This window comes from Ponticaulis sp. (assembly GCF_029210165.1).
Taxonomy (GTDB): Bacteria; Pseudomonadota; Alphaproteobacteria; order Caulobacterales; family Hyphomonadaceae; genus Ponticaulis.
The window spans coordinates 1020790-1036732 of record NZ_JARGNT010000001.1; the positions used below are offsets into that span (position 1 = coordinate 1020790).

Annotated in this window: 14 protein-coding genes; 9 read left to right on the forward strand and 5 right to left on the reverse strand. The window is 56.9% G+C overall.

The genetic code is table 11. The annotated features are described in order from the left end of the window. Nucleotides 1-3 precede the first annotated feature (3 nt). The gene (locus P1U45_RS05095; protein WP_301057861.1) at nucleotides 4-1275 is read right to left on the reverse strand and encodes a dipeptidase; all 1272 of its coding nucleotides are present in this window, start codon (nucleotides 1273-1275) and stop codon (nucleotides 4-6) included. A 372-nt stretch (nucleotides 1276-1647) separates the two neighbouring features. On the opposite strand from P1U45_RS05095, the gene P1U45_RS05100 reads away from it, so the two are divergent. After that, nucleotides 1648-4011 (forward strand): TonB-dependent receptor, encoded by a 2364-nt coding sequence (locus tag P1U45_RS05100; RefSeq protein ID WP_301057863.1) that lies wholly within the window; start codon nucleotides 1648-1650, stop codon nucleotides 4009-4011. 72 nt (nucleotides 4012-4083) lie between these two features. Here the strand turns inward: P1U45_RS05100 and P1U45_RS05105 are convergent, their stop codons facing one another. Genes P1U45_RS05105 through P1U45_RS05115 form a run of 3 tightly spaced genes read right to left on the reverse strand, consistent with a single transcriptional unit; the run spans nucleotide 4084 to nucleotide 7032 of the window. Continuing rightward, nucleotides 4084-5343, reverse strand: coding sequence for an HlyC/CorC family transporter (locus tag P1U45_RS05105; RefSeq protein WP_022693845.1), 1260 nt, complete (start codon nucleotides 5341-5343; stop codon nucleotides 4084-4086). Next, complete coding sequence (aroB, locus tag P1U45_RS05110; RefSeq protein WP_301057865.1) at nucleotides 5343-6461, reverse strand: 3-dehydroquinate synthase; 1119 nt, start codon at nucleotides 6459-6461, stop codon at nucleotides 5343-5345. Before aroB ends, P1U45_RS05105 begins: the two co-directional genes overlap by 1 nt. Continuing rightward, nucleotides 6454-7032 (reverse strand): shikimate kinase, encoded by a 579-nt coding sequence (locus P1U45_RS05115; protein WP_301057866.1) that lies wholly within the window; start codon nucleotides 7030-7032, stop codon nucleotides 6454-6456. The genes aroB and P1U45_RS05115 overlap by 8 nt, the downstream gene beginning before the upstream one ends. An 83-nt stretch (nucleotides 7033-7115) precedes the next feature. On the opposite strand from P1U45_RS05115, the gene P1U45_RS05120 reads away from it, so the two are divergent. The 4 genes from P1U45_RS05120 to P1U45_RS05135 all read left to right on the forward strand — a co-directional run bounded on the left by P1U45_RS05120 (nucleotide 7116) and on the right by P1U45_RS05135 (nucleotide 11047). Continuing rightward, a complete protein-coding gene (locus P1U45_RS05120; RefSeq protein WP_022693848.1) occupies nucleotides 7116-7250 on the forward strand; it encodes a hypothetical protein in 135 nt (44 codons plus the stop codon). Then, nucleotides 7243-8943 carry a hypothetical protein gene (locus P1U45_RS05125; RefSeq protein WP_301057868.1) on the forward strand — a complete coding sequence of 567 codons (1701 nt, stop codon included), beginning with the start codon at nucleotides 7243-7245 and terminating at the stop codon, nucleotides 8941-8943. The genes P1U45_RS05120 and P1U45_RS05125 overlap by 8 nt, the downstream gene beginning before the upstream one ends. 1 nt (nucleotide 8944) lies before the next feature. Then, nucleotides 8945-9877: a site-specific tyrosine recombinase XerD gene (locus P1U45_RS05130; protein WP_301057870.1), complete on the forward strand. Its 933-nt coding sequence runs from the start codon at nucleotides 8945-8947 to the stop codon at nucleotides 9875-9877. A gap of 114 nt (nucleotides 9878-9991) precedes the next feature. Further along, entirely contained in the window at nucleotides 9992-11047 is a 1056-nt protein-coding gene (locus P1U45_RS05135; RefSeq protein WP_301057872.1) for a CoA ester lyase, read from the forward strand. 449 nt (nucleotides 11048-11496) lie between these two features. On the opposite strand, the gene P1U45_RS05140 is transcribed toward P1U45_RS05135, so the two are convergent. Further along, nucleotides 11497-12369 (reverse strand): helix-turn-helix domain-containing protein, encoded by an 873-nt coding sequence (locus tag P1U45_RS05140; protein ID WP_301057874.1) that lies wholly within the window; start codon nucleotides 12367-12369, stop codon nucleotides 11497-11499. Nucleotides 12370-12403: 34 nt separating this feature from the next. Here P1U45_RS05140 and P1U45_RS05145 point away from each other — a divergent pair, with 34 nt between their 5' ends. From P1U45_RS05145 to P1U45_RS05160, 4 genes are all read left to right on the forward strand, one after another. Further along, nucleotides 12404-13438, forward strand: coding sequence for a hypothetical protein (locus P1U45_RS05145; RefSeq protein WP_301057876.1), 1035 nt, complete (start codon nucleotides 12404-12406; stop codon nucleotides 13436-13438). 71 nt (nucleotides 13439-13509) lie between these two features. Continuing rightward, nucleotides 13510-14367: an acyl-CoA thioesterase domain-containing protein gene (locus P1U45_RS05150; protein WP_301057878.1), complete on the forward strand. Its 858-nt coding sequence runs from the start codon at nucleotides 13510-13512 to the stop codon at nucleotides 14365-14367. Between the two features lie 168 nt (nucleotides 14368-14535). After that, the gene (locus tag P1U45_RS05155) at nucleotides 14536-14823 is read left to right on the forward strand and encodes a GIY-YIG nuclease family protein (RefSeq protein ID WP_301057880.1); all 288 of its coding nucleotides are present in this window, start codon (nucleotides 14536-14538) and stop codon (nucleotides 14821-14823) included. A 266-nt stretch (nucleotides 14824-15089) separates the two neighbouring features. Continuing rightward, entirely contained in the window at nucleotides 15090-15938 is an 849-nt protein-coding gene (locus P1U45_RS05160) for a hypothetical protein (RefSeq protein ID WP_301057881.1), read from the forward strand. Nucleotides 15939-15943: the final 5 nt, after the last annotated feature.

Genomic DNA, 15943 nt, shown 5'->3' on the forward strand with positions numbered 1-15943 from the left:
GCGTTATTCGGTTGTCGCTGCGGCCGCCAGTTCGGCCGCATGCGATTCAGCGGCTTCCAGAACGCGCAGCGAGTTGCCGCCCATAATATTGCCGATGTCGTCCCAACTATAGCCTTCGTCCAGAAGGCGTTGTGTGATGGCCGGATAATCAGAGACATCTTCCAGGCCAATCACGCCGCCGCCGCCATCCCAGTCCGGGCCAATGCCGACATGCTCAGGCCCGATGACGCGAAGCGCGTGGAGGAGCTGCTCCATGAAGTCTTCAAAGTCCGCGCGCTCTGGCGGGAACTGGGCGTCGACTTCGTTCCGGCGGGCGATGTAAACTTCATATTCCTCTTCCGTCATGTCTGCAGGAGAGGTTGAGAACTCGGCGCGCATGGCACGCATGGCTGCATCACGTTCCGGATTTTCAGGAAACTGCTTCAGATAGCTGCCAAGCGCGTTGATCTGAATCACGCCGCCATGTTCTGCCAGCGTGCGAAGGCGCTCATCATCAATGTTGCGCGGGTGCATATAGATCGCGCTGGTGCCGGAGTGCGACAGGATAATTGGCGCGCCGGACAGCTCGATCAGGTCATCAAACACGTCATCAGCGGCGTGGGACCCGTCGAGCACCATGCCGAGACGGTTGGCTTCGCGGACGAGCTCTTCACCCAGTGGAGAAAGCCCGCCATAGGCCTGCTGGATGTCTGTGCCGGAATCGGCAAACTGGTTGTTCCGGAAGTGAACCGGACCAACCATGCGAACGCCGAGATTATAGAATGTCTCAAGCAGGGAGACGTCTGTGCCCAGCGGATAGCTGTTCTCAATGCTCATCATCACGACTTTCTTGCCTTCATTGGCAATGCGTCGCGCGTCTGCGGCTGTGTCAGCCATCTCGAATTCGTCAGGGTTTGCCGCAACCATCTCACGTACGGCAACGGCGCGCATAATCGCGACATCGCGCGTCAGCTGGTAAGAGCGCTCATCCAGCGGGCCTTGCGGCGTGTAGAGCACCCACCAGCCACCGTCGAGCCCGCCTTCTTCCATACGCGGCCAGTCTACCTGAGAGTAATCCAGCGCCGCATCATGGCGCTCCATGATATCAAAGCCCGGCTGGACGAGGTTAGCAGGCGTATCAAGGTGGGTATCAAGGATGATCAGTCCCTGATGCTGTTCCATGAAATCTGGCTCTGCGACTGGTTCCTGGCTTGTCGCTGTCTGGCAAGCCGCGAGGGCGAGTACAGACACAAGGCCTGCTGTCGTGCTTTTGAAGGGTGTCATCATCTGGTCCATACCTCCGGAGTTTTCCGAACCTATTCTGAACTTTGATGCGGCGTCCAGCAAATCAGGCGGCGGTGGGCACTGACTTCAGGCGCGCCTGTTTGATGATCAGCTCTGCTTGATTATTGAGACGGCCAAAATCGGGATTGGTGAAATAATCGGCGCAAATCAGAGGTTTGGCGATAAAGTGTGCAAATAATAGTGGAAATCACATTCGCGTGAAATGCTTCTGGAGGTCATGAATTCTGTGAATATGCGTAGTCTTCGGTCAGTGTGTTTAAACAAATAGCTCAACATTTGGGAATAAGCATTATTCTATTGTAGAGTTATAATATTCGCGTCACCCTTTTCTGAACATTTGTGACAGACAAAGGGGTGACACGGATGACAAGAGCGAAACACTTCAAGAAATCTCTTCGTGCAATAGCACTGACGACTGTATTCGGCCTGACGGGATTTGCAGGCTATGCGCAGGATGCTGGCGATGAAGAAAACCGGCTGACGACTGTGACAGTCGAAGGGCGCCGGATTTCTCAAAACGATGAGGCTATTGGCCTTGGTGAGGCAACGAATACTGTTGCTGTAACCCGCGAAGAACTTTTGTCGGCGCCGTCCGGTATTTCGGGTCTGAAAATGCTGGAATCTCTGCCGGGCTTCAACGTTCAGACGGATGGCGCGCTCGGGCTGTACGAGTTCGGTAACTCGGTCACTGTCCGCTCCTTTAACCTGCAGCAGATCGGCTTCGTATTGGACGGTGTGCCGATGGGTCGTTCCGACGCCTTCGGTGGCAGCCCGATTTTCCGTTATGTGGACAATGAGAATCTCGGCTCTGTCGTGGCGTCGCCTGGTGCAGGCGATGTCTCGCTTCCAAGCTATTCATCGCTTGGTCCCATTGTGTCCTACAACACAACAGATCCGGCCGATGAGCTGGGTGGAATGATTTCCTACACGATCGGTGATGACGATCTGGAACGCAGCTTTATTCGCCTCGATACGGGCGACATTAATGGCTTCTCGGCCTATTTCTCGCGGTCGAAAACGGACTCAGGCCTCTGGCGCGGCGCAGGCTCCATCGACCGCGAACACCTTGAGGGCAAGGCGGTCTATGAATGGGATGACACAACATCCCTGACGTTCGGATATGTCGCCAACGAGTTCTTCGATTATGACTCTCCGTCGGGGCCGGCCAGCAGGTTCGAGAACGATTATTACTCTGGCTACTCCGCCACCATTCCTGATGGCTGTATTCAGCCTTACACCGATGCGAATGGCGATCTGATTTATCCGTTTGATTATAACGGAGACGGCGTTGCTGACAGCAATGACTTCTCACCAACCTTTATCGGTTCAACCTGTACCTCTTACTTCGAGGACAGGATCAATATCCGGCAGGACTCTCTCTATCACCTGACATTCGAAACCGATCTGACTGACAGCATCGATGTCTTCGCGACCTATTATCTGGAAGACAAAGACGGTTTTGGCGTGTCGCCGGATGGCTTCTCCAACACGTTGGGTCGCTATAACGATCAGAGCAATGTGGGCCTTAATGTCGTATTCCCGCGGGGTGTCCAGTACGGCCTCTCCACCGTTGGCGGCGAACGTGAAGGCTTCCTTGCAGGTGGCGAATGGCGCATTGCGAACCATACGATTTCCGCCGGTTTCTGGGTTGAGGACGAAACCTATAACCGGACGCAGCTACGCCTGAACAAGGTTGGCGGTAGTCAGAATGGCGCCGTGCTGTTTGACGAGGTCGCTTATTTCCGCCGGAACTACACCACGACACGTGAAACAACGCAGCTCTATATCTCTGACGTCATGAGCTTCCTTGATGATCGCCTGAATGTGGAAGTCGGCATTAAGAGCCTGTCGGTCGACTACACCCTCAACGGTTATCGTGACTTCAATGACTATGCGATCCGTGATGCGACCGCGCCGGGTGGAAGTCTTCAGGGCTACGGGCCGCAATCAATTGCCGCTGAGTATGAAGAAAACTTCCTGCCTATGATCGGTGCGGTTTACGATCTGAACGCAACGGATCAGATTTTCGGTTCGTGGTCTCAGAACTTCGCTCTGCCACGCGGTGCAGACGATATTTTCGACAACGCAACGTCGACACCGCTTCCGGCCCCTGAAGGTGAAACAGCCGAGAACTTTGAAATTGGTATTCGTACCAATCGTTCGCAGTTCTTTGGTGCGGCGACGGCCTATTACACCTCGTTCGATAACCAGCTTCTCGCAGCGAGCGTGATCAACCCGGCCACTGGCCAGCCTGAAGCGTTCTACATCAATGGCGGTGAAGTGACGGCTTATGGTGTTGAATTGTCCGGCGTTTACCAGCCGGACTATTTCAACGACATGCTCTATTTCAACGGTAACCTCACCTATAACAGCACTGAGGATGCCAATGGTCTTGAGCTTGCGGATAGCCCGAACTGGATCATCACGGGCGGCGTGACCTACGAGCCGACCGAGTGGCTGGTTGCGAACCTGTCCGGTAAGTTTACTGGCGAGCGCTTCTCGACATTCTCAGAAACGGCGCCGGTCGATTCATTCACCGTGTTTGACGGCTATGTAGATATTGGCGGCCCGAACGATTTCGGCATGCCGGACAATATCAGCTTGCGTCTCAACGTGAACAACATCTTCGATGAAGAAGTGCCGACGGCCTTTATCTTCGCAGGATCGGCCTTCTATCGGCCGCTCAATCCGCGCACCTTTCAGGCAACCCTGACAGCGCGCTTCTAAGAGTTCCCCAAGGGAGGACGCCCATAACAAAGAAAGCCCCGGTTGCTGCCGGGGCTTTTTTAATGTCGCGGGTTAAACACTTTCGTCCTGTTTCACGCGCAGGGCCGTAATCTGGTTACGGGATTTGCGCAGGATATCGAACTGATAGCCATGGAAGGAGAAACGCTGGCCAGGTTCCGGAATGGTCTGTGCCTCATGGATGACGAGGCCGGCAATCGTGACGGCTTCCTCGTCTGGCAGATTCCAGCCAAGAGCCCGGTTGATATCGCGGATGGTAACGACACCATCGACATTGACCGAGCCATCCGGTTGCTGGCGCACACCCTGAACCGGAATATCGTGCTCGTCCCGGATATCGCCGACAATCTCTTCCAGAATGTCTTCCAGCGTGATCAGGCCTTCAAGCGCGCCATATTCATCGACCACAAGGGCGAAGTGGTTACGCTTTTTCAGGAAGGCATCGAGCTGTTCCTGAACGGTCAGCGTTTCCGGTACGAACCATGGTTCACGCATAATGCCTGCAATATCGAGCCCTGACAGGTCGCCATGCATAGGGGCAACGGCGCGAAGCAGGTCCTTTGCGTGCAGAATGCCGACAACTTCATCCGGATTGCCGCGATAGAGCGGGATACGCGTGTGCTGGCTGGAAAGCGCTTCCATCACGATCTCACGCACCGGCGCATCGGCATCAATCATATTGATGCTCTTACGGTGGATCATCAGATCGCCGACAACGAGGTCTTTCAGGTCCAGCGCGCCGACAAGCATGTGACGGTCAGCTGTCTCCACGCCGCCTTCGGAGTGGTGCAGGTCGATCGCGCCGCGAATTTCTTCTTCCGCAGAGACCATGCCTTCATCGGTGCGAATGCCGAAAATGCGCAACGTCACGCCGACAATTGCCTGAATGACAGCGACGATCCATCCGAGCGACTTCACGAGGAAGGTCACCGGGCCGGATACGCCCATCGCCATATTGTCGGAGTTCGAGATCGCGTATGTCTTCGGCAGAACCTCTGCGAAAACGAGTACGAGCACCGTCATTACGGCGGTAGCGATTGGAACGCCGGCATCTCCGAACATCTCAAGGAAGAGAGCCGTCGCGATGGCGGATGCCAGAATGTTGACGAGGTTATTGCCCAGAAGAATGGCGCCAATCAGGCTTTCGCGATTGGCGAGCAGGCGGTTTACCCGCGCAGCGCGTGGGTCGCCATCTTTTTCAAGGCCATGCATGCGTGCACGCGACGCAGCGGTGAGTGCAGTCTCAGAGCCAGAGAAAAAGCCCGAAAGACACAGCAGGAAAATAACGGCAGCGAATGGCCACAGTGTGGTCATCAGAGTTTCGTCTCAGCCTCCAAGAACGCGCGGAGCGGCGCAATTTCTGCTCCTTTTTGCACAAAGGACTTACCAATCCCTTCCGCAAGGATCAAAGTTAGTGATCCCGATTCTACTTTTTTATCCTGGAACATGTGTTCCAGAAGCTCTTCAGCCTCGAAGCTGCCCGTATTAAGGGCGCTGAGGGTTGGCGCGAGGCCGGATGTCTCGATAAGTCGTTCGGCGCGCACAACATCCTGTCCCGGGCAGATGCCCAGCTCGCGGGAATAGCGGTATGCCATACACATGCCTGTCGCGACAGCTTCGCCATGCAGAACGCTTCCGTCAAATCCGCGCGCTTTTTCAATCGCGTGCCCGAATGTGTGACCAAGGTTCAAAAGCGCCCGTCGGCCGCGCTCGGTTTCATCCGCCGATACAACATCAGCTTTGGATTCGCACGAGACTTTCACGGCATTTGCCAGAGCGTTTACGTCGCCAGACAGGATATCCGGTGTGGCAATTTCAAGATGCTCGAAGAAGTCAGGTCGGTCAATCAGGCCGTATTTGATGACTTCGGCATATCCTGCACGCCATTCGCGTGGTGGCAGGGTTTTCAGAAGCGAGATATCGGCCAGAACCAGAGCGGGCTGGTTGAACAGGCCGATCAGGTTCTTACCAAAGCTGGAATTGATCGCGGTTTTGCCGCCAACCGAGCTGTCTACCTGCGAAAGAAGCGTTGTCGGCACCTGCACAAAGGGCATGCCGCGTTTCATCAGACCTGCTGCCAGACCGGCCAGATCACCGATCACGCCGCCGCCAAAGGCGATCAGCACGTCATTGCGCTCCGCCTCATGGCTGATCATCCATTCGAGAACCGACTGGAGATTGGCAAAGGATTTTGTCGCCTCACCAGCAGGCAGTATATTGGCAATCGCTTCCATGCCGCCGGTCGCAAGGTGAGATTTCAGTGCGTCGCCATGATTGTCCCAGACATTTTCGTCCGTCAGAACGAAAACGCGGCGCGCACCCTTTTTCATAATGCCGGAAAGGCGCGTGGCGATGGAGGATAAAACCTCGCCGCCAATCACGATATCATAGGAGCGATCTGCCAGATCGACACGAACCAGAGTTTCAGACATCAGCTTTGGTATAATCCTCAAGCGCTTTCAGGATCGCATTGACTGCTGTCGAATGCGGTCCTTCGCGGCTGTCTACCACGATATCGGCCTCTGCATAGACAGGGTTTCGCGTTTCCAGCAGATCAGCGAGGCGCTGTTTCGGGTTTTCGGTCTTCAGAAGCGGGCGTCCGTCTTTCCGGCTGACACGCTTCCAGAGCGTTTCAAGGTCGGCGCGCAGCCAGATTGTGACGGCATGCTGTTTCAACGATGCGCGGATATCCGGGTTCATGAAAGCACCGCCGCCAGTCGCGAGAATATGCTGCGGGCCTTCTAATAGGCGCTCAATCACGCGCTGCTCGCCGCGGCGAAACTCGGTTTCGCCATGTACTGAGAAAATATCCGTGACAGACAGGCCGGCCGCCAGCTCGATCTGTTCGTCGCTGTCATAAAAGGGGAGGTCCAGCGTATCGGCGAGGCGTCGTCCGACGGACGACTTACCCGCACCCATCAGACCGATGAGTGCAATTGTTTTGCCGTTTGCCACTTTCTGGGCAGATTCTTCAGTATCAGTAGGCACTTCACTTATGCGCATCTGATTTTGCGCCTCCACAAAACTCGCGATTATACATAAAGGTGAGGTGCAGCAAATATGATGCAAGGCGATAAAGGTTTGAAATGCGAGCTTTCCTGATCATTCTCGTTCTGGCGGTTGTCCTGATTGGCGGCGCTATCTTCTGGCTGGCTGACAGTGCGGTGAAAAATCCACCGTCGAATGGCGAGCAGCGTATTGAGGTGGAACTCGATGTTTAAACAGAGCCTGACGGCCATTGCCGCCGTGCTGGCGGTAAGCGCTGTGCCGGTGACGGCTTCGGCGCAAAGTTTTCTTGAGAGTACCGGACTCGGTGATATCGACCCATGGGGTGTCGGTACGATCTCCCGTGCTGACGGCGCTCTGCCACTTACTATGTGGGAAGGCAGCACGACCGAAGATCTTCTGCCGCTCTTTGCGCGCCTCAACCCACGCGGCCTGACGCCAACCATGAACACCTTCCTTCGCCGCGTGCTCTTATCGCCGTCACGCGCGCCTGAAGGGGCGGGTGCAGACCAGCTTCTTGCCCAGCGTATGCGCCTGATCTGGAGCCTTGGCGAACTTGAGGCCTATGAAGAGATTGCGCGTCAGCTGCCAAACGCAGACGGTATTTTGTCAACGCGAGAAGCGCGCATCGAAATGCAATTCCTGCGCGGTAACCTCGCGTCTGCCTGCTCAAACGTTCGCGCGTCCACTGAAGCCAACGCCTATCTCTACGCCGCACGTGCTGGTTGTTTTGCGCTGGAAGGCAATTATTCGTCCGCCAATCTGGCGCTGGAGCTTGCTGCAGAGCTTGGAACACCTGATCCGTGGATCACCACAGCAATCGGCGCGATGCAAACCATGCCAGCCGAGCCGACAGAGCGTGATATTGAACGCCTGCCTGCTGCAAGCTTTGCCTCCGGCCTGACGACTGCTTTGTCGCTTGCGGGCAATTTCCCTGTCCGCGACGAAAGCTTTCAGGGGCTGAACCCCGGCTTTGCGCGCGAAATTTCTGGCCGTAACGACATTTCCCGCGTGCTTCGCATCCAGATGGCGGATGTCGCGACATTTGCTGGCCTGATGACAACGCAGGAGCGGTCTTCTGCGTATCGCCTCGAGCCGGTTCCGGCGCCTCCATTGCCGGTCGCGGGTGAAGCACTGGCCGAAACCGAAGCGCCAGATATCAATGCGCCTGTAAACGCGCTTGATGAGGCGCTTCAACTGGCCGCCGACCGCGGTACAGAAGAGGCTGATCTGGTTGTCGCTATCCGCCGCGCGCTCGCTCAATCGGGGTCAAATACGGTTCATTTCTCAGAGAACGCCAGACTGCTTCTTCCGGTCATGACGCGTCTTCGTGACCTTGATGCGCTCGGTCAGAGTGGCGAATACTTCGCTATTGCAGCTTTTGCTGCGGGTGATCAGCGCCAGGCGACCCGTTTCCAGCGTGTGTCAGAGATCGAAGGCGGTCCGGAGCCGGATCTTTTCCTGAAAGCCTGGGTGGATGGTCTTCGTGTTCTGTCCGGAACGGACAGGTCTCCGGCGTCTGCGCGCCTTGCATCGACCCAGCTTGCGCAAGCGGCAAGCGGTGATGGCCAGACAGCTGCCGCAGCAGAGCTTCTCTATTCGCTTTTGATGGTGGACGGTGTGCTGTCACATGAGGCGCGTGATTTCCTGTCTGGAACGGCAGGTGATACGCTGTCAGAAGGCGACCAGCTGGATATCCAGACGCAAATCCTCCTCACATCCGGTCTCCGCGGTGGTTCAACAGGTGAGGGACTTCTACGTCTCGTCAGTGCGCTTGGCCGTCGTCCGGATACATATGCGCCGGAAGACATTGTCGACGTGATCGAGTTGTTGCGCGCAACCGGGTATACGACCGAGGCGCGTGCGCTCGCGGTTGAGGCGCTCGGCTTCCACCAGATCAGGAACTGATGTGACACCGGACGATCGCTCCCGGATTGATGCCTATCTTGAAATGCAGGCGGTCGAACGGGCCGCCTCGGAAAATACGCTGGCGGCCTATCGGCGCGATCTGAAAGATGCGGCCGCCTTTCTCTCTACGCAGGGAGCAGACCTTGCCAGCGCGGACCGTGAAGACCTGACGGCCTATCAAAGGGCGCTGTCTGACGAAGGCTTCTCGGCGGCGACCATTGCGCGGCGCATTTCTGCGCTTCGCCAATTCTACCGGTTTGAAGTTGAAGACGGGCTGCGTGATACCAACCCCGCGCAAGGCTTGTCGTCTCCGGATGCAACGCGGCATGTCCCGAAGGTTCTCTCCCGCGATGACGTGGCGGCTTTGCTGGCCGCCTGCGAAGGCGAGGATAGCAAAAATGTCCGCGATCTTTGCATTCTGGAACTTGTCTATTCGGCAGGCCTTCGTGCTTCAGAAGTCTGCGCACTGCCTATGGCGGCGCTTCATACCGTGCGTGACGGTTATATTCGGGTGCTGGGCAAGGGGCAGAAAGAACGGCTTTGTCCTGTGGGCGGTCCCGCGCAGCGCGCACTGGATGACTGGCTGCTTGAGCGTCCCGCGCATCTGCCTAAAAAGAACCGGGACGCGGCGGAGCGGTTTGTTTTCCCGTCTGGCGGCGTGGACGGGCATATCTCGCGGCGCACACTGCAGAACATTATCCGTGACCGATCTTTGAAAGCGGGGCTGAACGCGGCTGAAATCTCCCCGCATACGCTGCGCCATGCATTCGCGACCCATATGCTGCAGGGCGGTGCGGACCTTCGAACCGTGCAGGTTCTGCTGGGCCATGCCGATATCTCAACCACCCAGATTTACACCCATCTTCTGACCGAAGATCTGGCGGATATGCTTGCTGCAGCGCACCCGCTGGCGCAGTCGTCGCGGAAAAAATAACCCGTAAAGGCGCGGCGTTTCGGGCGATCTGGAAATTTTCCCTTCACATTGCAGTGCAGCAGACATAGTTTCCCCCTCAAATACAAAACATCTTCAAACCTCGGGGAACACAGTATGTCAGCGACGAAACCGCCACAGCTATTCTACAAGTCACTCGCCATTGGTGCGCCTGCGCCGCTTCGTGAGCAGCCGGTGAATGTCGAGCGCATGATCCACTTTGTGCCGCCGCATCTTGATAAAGTGCGCGCCAAGGTTCCGGATATGGCGAAGAAGGTCGATGTGATCCTCGCAAACCTTGAAGACGCTATTCCGGCTGACGCAAAGGACGCTGCGCGCGCTGGCGCTGTTGAAATCGGTAAAACGGTCGACTTCAAAGCCTCCAATACAGGCTTCTGGTCGCGCGTAAACTGCCTCAACTCGCCTTGGTTTCTGGAAGATGTAACCACGCTTCTGGCTGAGGTTGGCGACAAGTTGGATGTGCTCATGATTCCAAAGGTCGAAGGCCCTTGGGACATTCACTATGTCGATCAACTGCTGGCACAGCTAGAAGCCAAGCACGGCATTAAAAAGCCGATCGGCATCCACGCGATTCTGGAAACAGCCGAAGGCGTGAAAAACGTCGAGCAGATCGCGCTGGCCTCTCCGCGTATGCACGGCATCTGTCTTGGCCCGGCGGACCTTGCAGCCTCCCGTAAGATGAAAACGACCCGCGTTGGCGGCGGCCACCCGTTCTACCGCGTGATTGAAGATCCGGTCGAAGGCCGCGAGCGCATGAATGCGCAGCAGGACCCTTGGCACTACACGATTGCGCGTATGGTTGATGCGTGTGCGTCTGCTGGCATCAAGGCGATGTATGGTCCGTTCGGCGATATCTCCGACCTCGACGCTTGCGAACAGCAATTCCGCAATGCCTTCCTGCTCGGCTGTGACGGTGCATGGTCACTTCACCCGAACCAGATCGATATTGCTAAAAAGGTCTTCTCACCAGACCCTGACGAAGTGAAGTTTGCGGCACGCATTCTGGAAGCCATGCCGGATGGCACAGGCGTTGTGATGCTCGACGGTAAAATGCAGGACGATGCGACCTGGAAACAGGCGAAAGTCATTGTCGACCTTGCGAAACTCGTCGCCCAGAAAGACCCTGAATACAAAGAAGCCTACGGGTTTTAGAGGTCTTTATCTCAATGTCTCAGAATTCGACGAACCTGTATGACCTGGATATTTGGAAGCCAGCCATTCGCAGGTTCGATCGAATTCACGAATTTCTGGAACCAAGACTCGAAGATGAATTCGAATTCTGTTGCGATGGTCTGAAAGATAAGACCTTCCACGTACGGGAGAGCCGTTTCTCATCTCACCTGTTGGGAAGGCTGTATCTATATTCGACTGTTAAGTTTGATCAACAGCGCGCCACTATCGTGAGCGAAAGTCCGAGATGGCTATCGCTTATGACATTGCTCAGTGTCATTATTGTTCTGTTGCTCGCGGTTTTTGGCGAAGCTTCCTGGCTCCTTCCCATCATCTGGATCGCCGGCGTCGCTCTGTTTCGGCCATTTAATTTGCGACGACGAGAACGCCTGCATCAGTCCCGGGTCGAGACCTATAAGTCATGGGCGGAGTCATGCGATGAAACGGCTATATCTGTCTGAACTACATATTCTAGTCCGCTGCCTGTGCAGGGCGGCAGGCGTAAGGCCGGACATGGCCTTCACATCGCGTGCCATATGCGCCTGATCTGAAAACCCGAAGTCATAGGCAAGGTCCGCCCAGTCAGGCGTTTTGAAGCGCATCGCGGTCTGGACCAGTCTTTGATGGCGGACATAGCGCGCATAGGCTTTGGGCGAAAGGCCGATCCGGTCTGTGCTGGAGCGTCTCAACGTTCGCGCTGACATATCTGCAAACTCTGTCAGCGCGTTGATGTCCATTTGCCCGTTATGCTCACGAATAGCCTGTAGCGCCGTAAACATGCCGCTCGCTACCGGTGCAACTGTCTCGATCTGACGGGAGATGAGGCGCAGCAACTCTACTGCAATCGTCTCTGCCGCTACGCCGCTCTCAGCCAGCCTGCGCAGATGATCGCCCGAGAGCGCAAGATGGTTCGGCCAGTCCGGATTAGTATCTGAAACCTCTGACGGCCTGAGGCCAAGCAAAGGGATCGCATATTCAGGGAAAAGCCGTGCGGCGATAATCTCCAGCCCGTGCGGCGTGTCCTGAGAGACCGGCTGCGTTACAGGCCCGAGCAGACGAAGCGAGACATCTTCCGCGCGGCCGTCAGAGCCGAACCGGCGAAATACCGCAAGGCAGGTTTTCCAATGGCCGGTGAGCGTCTGGCGCGACAGCGTGCGGCCCGCCCCGCCATAAATCCAGAGGCTTTCCACGCCGCGCGGCAGGTCTTCGGGCCGGTCATTCCAGCGATATTCGCCCAGCGGGTCGCAAAATGGCAGGCAAAGCGAGGCGTGGCCGAAATCTTCAATACGCGCAGCGCCCGACATGCGAGCGAGCCTCTCTAACGAAGGAGAGACCGACATGCTGTATCGACTGGCCTGCATTATCTGCGCCTCTTGCATTGCCCTGACTGCGCCGGCAATCGCCGATGGCCACGCGCATGAAGAGCTGATCATAACCGAGAACGGCATCACATGGCTCGACCTTCCAGATCACAAAAACGGCACCACGACTTTTGAGCTTTGGATGTCGCCGGGGCGGGCCTTTACCGGATTTCTGTTCCGCGCGCCGGACGCGCAAAACGGTGAAATCCTCTATCTGCGCCATCACCAGCAGGGCAATCCGGATGCATGGCAGTATCACCCACGCTATAACGGGCATCAGGCTTATCAAATCTATCAGGGCGAAGGTTTCGCGGGCGTGACGAACGTCACCATGGGGGAATGGGTGAGCGGAGAACTGATCGTGTCTGACGATCAGGCCATTTTGCGCGTGAATGGCGAGGTCGTCGCTGCGGTTGGCGATCTCATCCGCGAACCTGCGTCCGGGCAGATTGGCGTCGGGTCTTTGCGGGGCGAGCGCCGCTTCCGCAATCTCAGCTTCTCGTCTGAGGTGGAAGACATTTCCGCTCTGGTGCCGCCCCCGCAGGAGCCGTTATCGACAGAGGGCCTCATTGCGGACTGGTCATTCAGCGCGCCAATGCCTGCTGAGGCGGCGATCAGTCCCGAGGGTGTTGTCTATGGAGACGCGCTGTCTGCAGGCCATAGAGGGCTTGTGGATATGAACCAGCTTGCGCCGCTCTCACCTGAGGCAAACACCATCTTTGCGTCCGTCACGGTGAATTCGCCAGAGCCGCAAATGGTGCTGCTCGATCTGGCATTCTCCGATAAGGCCAGCGTTTTCCTGAATGGCGCGCTTCTCTATTCCGGTTCGGATGTATTCCTGACGCGGGATTACCGTTTCCTCGGCACGGCGGGCTTTAATGATACCGTCCCGCTCTATCTTTCCGCTGGTGAGAACCAGCTTGAAATTGCCGTCACAGAGCAGGAAGGCGGCTGGACGATTGGCGGTATTCTGCGCGGCGGTGAGGGCGTGACGACCCGTCTTCGCGACTAGCGGCGTAATCGACCGGCAATTCCCTAAGGAGAGGCTTGCGCGGTGCGGGTTTAGCTGACTATCTCCACCCTATGACGACTGCATCTGATACCACCCGTTTCTTTGATCTCGACCCGACTGACGACCCGAACAAATGGACGCTTGATGTCTCCATGGGCATTTCGGTGGGCCCGCCAAAGCATAAATTCCTGTTTGGCGGTGTGGGCCTTGCCTCTGCGATCCGCGCGCTGGAGCTCACCCATGAGCGTCCGCTGATCTGGGCGACGGCGCAGTATCTCTCCTTCGCCCAGCCTGGCGAGACGGTGAATGTGGATGTACGCGCGGCGACCGAGGGCAAGAATATCACGCAGGCGCGCGTGCTCGGCCATGTGGGTGACCGCGAGATTTACACGGTGAACGCGGCCGTCGGCTCGCGTGGGAAAGAGCTGGACCATCAATGGCTCACAATGCCGGATGTGGCCCCGCCAATGGATTGCGAGGCTCTGCCGCGCTTCCGCCCGAAGGTGGATGATGAGCCGGATGATCTGCAGCAGCGTCTGCACACCCGCGTTGCCCATGGCCGTTATGGCAAGAAGCGTAATGAGGGCGGCCTGTCAGAAGATGGCCGCGCCGTGCTCTGGTCCCGTCCGATGGACCCGAACACGCCAATTGATGCCACCATGCTGGCTGTGATCGCCGATTTCGTGCCGGGCGCGACGGGCAATGCGCTGGGCCTGCAGGCGGGCGCAAACTCGCTCGATAACACCATTCGTATTCGCAAGATTGTACCAACCGAATGGGTGTGCGCAGACCTGCATATTCAGGGCATTCATGACGGCTTTGTGCATGGCGAAGCGCGCCTGTTTGCCGAAGATGGCACGCTCATGGCCGTCGCCTCACAGTCCGGCATTGTTCGCATCTGGGATGAGAACGGTAAGCGCTTTAAGTGAGCGGGTCGCCACAAGCACCGAAGCTGCCCACGCAGGTGGGCATCCAAGCTTAGACCTCTCTTTCGGCACATACCTCTCGATCTAAGCATTGGTTCCCGTCTTCACGGGAACCTGCGGCGTTTCAATATTGCCCTTCCAACAATGGCCGTTCTGCCCTTCAATCTATGAATGGCATTTTACGTCTACCTGCTTGCGAGCCAGAAAAACGGCACACTCTATTGTGGCCACACGGATGATATCGCCTCGCGAGTTTATGCCCATAAGGAAGGACGCGGCGCCGTTTTCACGCGCCGCTATCATGTAAATCGTCTCGTCTGGTATGAGCTGCATGACGCGCGCGATGCTGCCAAAACGCGCGAATACCAGATCAAGAAGTGGAATAGGGCGTGGAAAATCCGGCTCATTGAAGAAGAGAACCCTGATTGGATCGACCTATACCTGCAACTTAATCACTAGGCATTTGCTCCACGCACCGAAGATGCCCTTGCAGAAGGGCATCTAAGCTTAGCCCCCGCCACCAGTGCATGTTTCACCATCTAAGCATGGGTTCCCGTCTCCACGGGAACCTGCGGTGTGGATGCGAAGTGCCGATTTGAGTACCGAAAATGCCCACATAGGTGGGCATCCAGGCTTAGACCTCTCTTTCGGTACGTGTCTCTAGTTGGAACCTGCCGGTCGAAAACCTTATCCAACCCCAGAACCTCGACGCCATAATCAGCCTCATGACAGAAGAGGCCTACACCCTGCATCGCGTGATCGCGCCCGCCACGGACCCGTCCGGGCCAGAGGCGTATGCAGAGGAGTTAAAGGCCCTTCACACCCGCGCCGCCGCGCATCTGGACGGCTATCTTCACCCCAATCCGCCCGAAACCTATAACGAGCCGTGGACGCAGATGGAGCACACCTATGTGCGTACGCTCCGCAAGCTCATCGCGCGGGCCGAATATGCGCTGCGCTGTTTCCTTCTGTTTCTGGCTGGCGAGCTTCTGGGCAGTGAAACCGGGCGTAAAGAGGTGGAAGCCTGGCTTGACCGGCCAGCGCGTACGCCGCCGCGTAAACGCCCCTATTCCATCTTTGCCGAACATCAGGAAAAACGTCCTTCAAAGGGTAGCTTTACTGCGTTCTCACCGCGCGCCTCAGCGCGGCGCAGGGGTAAGCGCAGCCCACGCCCGTTTGAGCCCTATGACTGGCAGGTCGTTGATTGTTCGCGCCTCATGAGGCGGCTGAAGCGCCTGCCGGATGCCATCGCAAATGCAGAGGCGCACGCCACCCGTCTTGCGGCACATATCCTCTCTGGCGCTTTCGTGTTGAGCGAAGATGAACTGACCGCGCCGCGTATCAGCGTACTCACAAGCGAACGCGCAGGCGCAGGCCTTCGAACCGCAGGTGAGAAACGGTGCCGAGCACAAATGAGAAGTCCTACCTATCCCGCCTTCTTCCGCTGCTTGCAGCATTGGTATCCGCCGCCCGATGTGATGGAGCGCGCCGATGACACCGCGCGCAGCACACTTATTTCCCTGCACTATAAAGCGACAGAATCCCTCGAATTCCTGAACACCCGGTTGGCCTGAGGCCT